This window comes from Kitasatospora sp. NPDC088742 (genome assembly GCF_055584905.1).
On sequence record NZ_JBVJLD010000105.1, the window covers coordinates 1 to 5,348 of the forward strand.

Consider the following 5,348-nt stretch of genomic DNA (forward strand, 5'->3'; position numbering starts at 1 on the left):
GGGCAGCCGCGGCCAAGGGGGCGCCGAAGCGCAGCCGGAAGAAGATCGTGGCCTGGGTGGCGGCCGGGGCGATGGCCCTGGTGGTCTGCACCGGTGGCGCGCTCTACCTGAAGTTCAACGGCAACCTCAGCACCTTCGGCAGCGACGGCCTGAACGAGGACCGCCCGGACGCCGCCGCGCCCGACGCCAACGGCAACACCCCGCTCAACGTGCTGCTGATCGGCTCCGACTCGCGGGCCGGCGACAACGCCAACCTGGGCGGCGGCGAGGAGGGCGGCGCGCGCTCCGACACCACGATCCTGCTGCACGTCTACGCCGACCGGAAGCACGCGGTGGGCGTCTCCTTCCCGCGCGACGCGCTGGTCACCCGCCCCAAGTGCAAGCTCCCGAGCGGGAAGTGGACCAAGGAGGAGACCGGGGTCATGTTCAACTCCGCCTTCTCCGTGGGCGGCACCGAGGAGGGCAACCCGGCCTGCACCCAGAACACCGTGGAGAAGCTCACCGGCCTGCGGGTCGACCACACCATCGTGGTGAGCTTCCAGGGCTTCGCCGCCATCACCGACGCGGTCGGCGGCGTCAACGTCTGCCTGCCCAACGCCATCTCCGAGGGTGACCTCAACCCCAACCTGCACCGCAAGGGCAAGCAGATCTTCCCCAAGGGCGAGCAGAAGGTCTCCGGCCAGAAGGCGCTGGACTACGTCCGGCTCCGGCACGGCATCGGCGACGGCTCCGACATCGGCCGGATGAAGCGTCAGCAGGCCTTCCTCTCCTCGCTGATCAAGGACGTGAAGGCCAAGGGCATGGACGCCGGGACGCTGCTCCCGCTGGCCGACGCGGCCACCAAGTCGATCACCGTGGACGAGGGGCTCGGCTCCCCGGCCAAGCTGCTCTCCTTCGCGCTGCAGATGAAGAACATCGACCTGAAGAACATCAAGTTCATCACCCCGCCGTGGCGCTTCGAGGGCTCCCGGGTGGCCTTCCAGAAGCCCGACGTGGACGCCCTCTGGGCGGCCCTGAAGAGCGGCCGCACGCTGGACGGCCAGGACGCCAACGCGCCCGCCGCGGGCGGCGGTTCGCCCGCCCCGGCCGCACCCACCCCCACGCCGACCCAGGCCCCGCCGGCCGCGGTCAAGGGCGCCGGGGTGAAGGTGAACGTCTACAACGGCACCACCACCGCCGGGCTGGCCACCGGTGCGGTGACCAGGCTGAAGGACTCCAAGTTCACGGTCGGCGCCACCGGGAACGCCGCCACCCAGAACCACGGCGAGACCACCGTGCAGTACGGCCCGGGGCAGAAGGCCGGCGCCCAGCTGGTCGCCGACCTGTTCCCCGGCGCCACCCTGGAGTCCTCCACCAAGGCCGGGATCAACCTGGTGCTCGGCCAGGACTACGCGACGGCCAACGGCGCCTCCACCCCGGCCGCGGGCGGCGCCTCCGCCGCCCCGACCGCACTGCCCACCAGCATCTCGGGGGCGGCCCGCTCCGCCGACGCCCCGGCCTGCGACGACCTCACCTACGGCTCCGCGGGCTGACGACGCGTCAGGGGCCCGGTGCGTGCGCACCGGGCCCCTGCTGACGGTCCGTCGGACGGGCCTCGCGGCCCGGCTCAGCCGTAGAGCCGCTCCAGGACGACGGCCACGCCGTCCTCGTCGTTGCTCGTGGTCACCTCGTCGGCCACCGCGAGCAGCTGCTCGTGCGCGTTGGCCATCGCCACCCCGTGCCCGGCCCAGCCGAACATCGGCACGTCGTTCGGCATGTCGCCGAAGGCGATGGTCTCGGAGCCCTTCACGCCCAGCCGGTGCGCGGCCACCGCGAGACCGGTCGCCTTGGACAGGCCCAGCGGCAGCATCTCGACCACCCCGGGGCCGGCCATGACGATGGTCACCAGATCGCCCGCCAACCGCTCGGCCACGGCGGCCAGTTCGTCGTCGGTGTGGTCCGGGTGCTGCAGGTAGAGCTTGCTGACCGGATCGGTCAGCAGCTCGTCCCGCGCCACCGGGCGGATCGGCAGCCCGGTCCCGATCTCCAGCGCGTAGCCGGGGCCGGCGATCACCTCGCCGTCCAGCCCGTCCTGGCTGGCCGCGACGGCCATGGTGCCGACCTCGGCCTCGATCTTGGCCAGCGCGGCGGCGGCGAGGCGCCGGTCCAGGGTGAGCGAGGTGAGCAGCCGGTGCTCGCCCGCGTCGTAGACCTGGGCTCCCTGCGCGCAGACCGCCAGACCGGTGTAGCCGATCTCGTCGAAGACCGTCCTGGTCCAGCGGGCCCCCCGCCCGGTCACGATGATGTGCCGCGCACCGGCCGCGCCGGCCAAGGCCAGCGCGGCGCGGTTGCGCTCCGAGACGGTCTCCGCCGAGCTCAGCAGAGTGCCGTCCAGGTCGGTCGCGACCAGGCGGTGGGGCAGTGCGGTCACTTGACGGGTTCCAGGACGGTCCGCCCGCCGAGGTAGGGCCGCAGCGCCTCGGGGACGACCACCGAGCCGTCCGCCTGCTGGTGGTTCTCCAGCAGCGCCACGATGGTGCGCGGCACGGCCACCAGGGTGCCGTTCAGGGTGGCCAGCGGGCGCACCCCGTTCTCGTCGCGCAGGCGGATGGCCAGGCGGCGGGACTGGTACTCGGTGGTGTTGGAGGTCGAGGTGACCTCGCGGTACTTGCCCTGGGTCGGGACCCAGGCCTCGATGTCGAACTTGCGGACCGCCGAGGAGCCGAGGTCGCCGGAGGCGACGTCGATCACCCGGTAGGGCAGCTCCAGCGCGTTCAGGAAGTCCTTCTCCCACTGGAGCAGGCGGCGGTGCTCGGCCTCGGCGTCCTCGGGCGTGGTGAAGACGAACATCTCCACCTTCTCGAACTGGTGCACCCGGATGATGCCGCGGGTGTCCTTGCCGTAGGTGCCGGCCTCGCGGCGGAAGCAGGAGGAGTAACCGGCGTACCGCAGCGGCAGCTTGTCCGCGTCCAGGATCTCGTCCATGTGGTACGCGGCGAGCGGGACCTCGGAGGTGCCGACCAGGTAGCGGTCCTCCTCCTCCAGGAAGTAGACGTTCTCCGCCGCCTGGCCCAGGAAGCCGGTGCCGTCCATGGCCGCCGGGCGGACCAGGGCCGGGGTGATCATCGGGATGAAGCCGGCCGAAGTGGCCTGCGCGATCGCCATGTTGACCAGGGCGAGCTCCAGCAGCGCGCCGACGCCGGTCAGGTAGTAGGAGCGCGCACCGGCCACCTTGGCCCCGCGCTCGGTGTCGATCGCACCGAGGATCTTGCCCAGCTCGACGTGGTCCTTGGGCTCGAAGCCCTCGGCCGCGAAGTCGCGCGGGGTGCCGATCTCCTCGAGGGTGACGAAGTCCTCCTCGCCGCCGACCGGGGCGGCCGGGTCGATCAGGTTCGCCAGTCCGCGGGCGAGCTTGTCGGCCTCCTCGGTGGCCTCGCGCAGCTCGGCCTCGGCGGCCTTCACCTCGGCGGAGAGCTGGCCGGTCCGCTTGAGCAGCGCGGCCTTCTCCTCGCCCTGGGCCTTGGGGATCTGCTTGCCCAGGGTCTTCTGCTCACTGCGCAGCTCGTCGAAGCGCGTGGAGGAGGAGCGGCGCCGCTCGTCGGCGGCGAGGAGGGAGTCGACCAGGTCGACGTCCTCTCCACGGACGCGCTGCGAGGCGCGCACTCGGTCGGGGTCCTCACGGAGCAGGCGAAGGTCAATCACGGGGCCCAGCCTACCGGGGTGGGGGGCTCCGACCGGAACGGGTTTCACCGGTGTCGACTGCTGTCCGTTCCATAGATTTATGTCCGTTTTTGTGGCACTCTGCCCGCCCGCACGTGTCAGGTCGGGCTGTGCACTATGTCGAGTGCCTGGGGATAACTCCGCCGAGCCTGTGGATAACCACTGTGGAGAACCGCGTTCGGGCCCGCTGTCCACAGGCCTGGCGGCGGTCCTGTGGACGGGGTGGAAGTGGTGGCTCTGCTGTCGATCCGCCAAGGAATTGAGGTTTGAAACCTCGATAGACCCACACGGGTAAGGGAATTTACCCACTCGGCCGGGTGATTTGCCAGACCAAGGGTGACTCTGGTCCGATTAGTCGGCTCCACCCGAGAAGCAGATGATCTGACCAGCTCCCGCAGTGGATATGCCGGTTTGTCGACTCGTCCCCAGGGCTGTGGATAACTCGGTGGAAGACCGCCTGTGGACGGCCCCCGGGGGCCTGTGGACGAAGCCCGCCGCCCGCCCCGGTGGGGCGGACGGCGGTCCGGTGCGGTCGCTGCACCGCGCGGGTGAAGCGACCCGCGTGTCGGCAATAGGACCTGAACGGTCGAAAGTGATCGGCGAGGATCAGTGAGGATCAGTTCCGGGCAAAGGCCCCGGAGAAGGAACTCAGAGTTCCCCGCGCCCGTCCAGGCAGCGCGAGAGCCAGTCGGCGGCGGCGCTGAAATCCTGGTCCGAGGTGCCCGGCCGGATCGCCGTCGGCGCCCCGTGGTCCGCCCGCGGATAGGAGCCCAGGAAGCGCACCTGCGGACAGATCCGCCGCAGGCCCATCAGCGCCTCGCTCACCCGGCGCTCGCTCAGGTGCCCCTCGCAGTCGATCAGGAAGCAGTACTGCCCGAGCCCCTCGCCGGTCGGCCGGGACTCGATCCGCATCAGGTTGATCCCGCGCACCGCGAACTCCTGGAGCAGCTCCAGCAGCGCACCCGGGTGGTCGTCCGGCAGCCAGACCACCATCGAGGTCTTGTCCGCCCCGGTCGGCGAGGAGACCCGCCCCGGCCGGCCCACCAGCACGAACCGGGTGGTCGCGTTGGCCGCGTCGTGGATGTCGGTGACCAGCGGCTCCAGCTGGTAGATCGGCGCCGCGAACTCCCCGGCGAACGCCCCGTCGAACCGGCCCTCCTGGACCAGCCGCGCGCCGTCCGCGTTCGAGGCCGCCGACTCCCAGCGGGCGTCCGGCAGGTTCGCCGCCAGCCACTTGCGCACCTGCGGCTGGGCCACCGGATGACTGGTCACCGTCTTGATGTCCTCCAGCGCCGTGCCGGGGCGCACCAACAGCGCGAACGCGATCGGCAGCAGCACCTCGCGGTAGATCATCAGCGGCCCGCCGTTGGCGAGTTCGTCACTGGTCGCCGTGACGGCGCCCTCCACCGAGTTCTCCACCGGCACGAACGCCCCGCTCGCCTCCCCGGCCCGCACCGCGTCCAGCACCGCGGGCACCGAGGCCATCGGCACCAACTCCCTGGTCGCCGCCTCCGGCAGCGTCCGCAGCGCCGCCTCGGTGAACGTCCCCTCGGGCCCCAGGTAGGTGTACCGGGTCGCCGACATACCGCCTCCGAACGCATCGCAACAGCCAGACCGACCCACCATAGCCAGTCCCACCACCCCCCACC

General features: G+C 71.2%; 4 protein-coding genes. 1 reads left to right on the forward strand and 3 read right to left on the reverse strand.

Annotated elements, in window-relative coordinates:
- The coding region (locus ACZ6ZR_RS38490; RefSeq protein WP_465650665.1) for an LCP family protein at nucleotides 1–1,532 on the forward strand (1,532 nt) is incomplete at its 5' end.
- A 74-nt stretch (nucleotides 1,533–1,606) separates the two neighbouring features.
- On the opposite strand, the gene ACZ6ZR_RS38495 is transcribed toward ACZ6ZR_RS38490, so the two are convergent.
- From ACZ6ZR_RS38495 to pheA, 3 genes are all read right to left on the reverse strand, one after another.
- Nucleotides 1,607–2,410 carry an HAD family hydrolase gene (locus tag ACZ6ZR_RS38495; protein ID WP_465650667.1) on the reverse strand — a complete coding sequence of 268 codons (804 nt, stop codon included), beginning with the start codon at nucleotides 2,408–2,410 and terminating at the stop codon, nucleotides 1,607–1,609.
- The gene (gene serS, locus ACZ6ZR_RS38500; protein WP_465650669.1) at nucleotides 2,407–3,681 is read right to left on the reverse strand and encodes a serine--tRNA ligase; all 1,275 of its coding nucleotides are present in this window, start codon (nucleotides 3,679–3,681) and stop codon (nucleotides 2,407–2,409) included. Before serS ends, ACZ6ZR_RS38495 begins: the two co-directional genes overlap by 4 nt.
- 666 nt (nucleotides 3,682–4,347) lie before the next feature.
- Entirely contained in the window at nucleotides 4,348–5,283 is a 936-nt protein-coding gene (gene pheA, locus ACZ6ZR_RS38505) for a prephenate dehydratase (RefSeq protein WP_465650670.1), read from the reverse strand.
- Nucleotides 5,284–5,348: the final 65 nt, after the last annotated feature.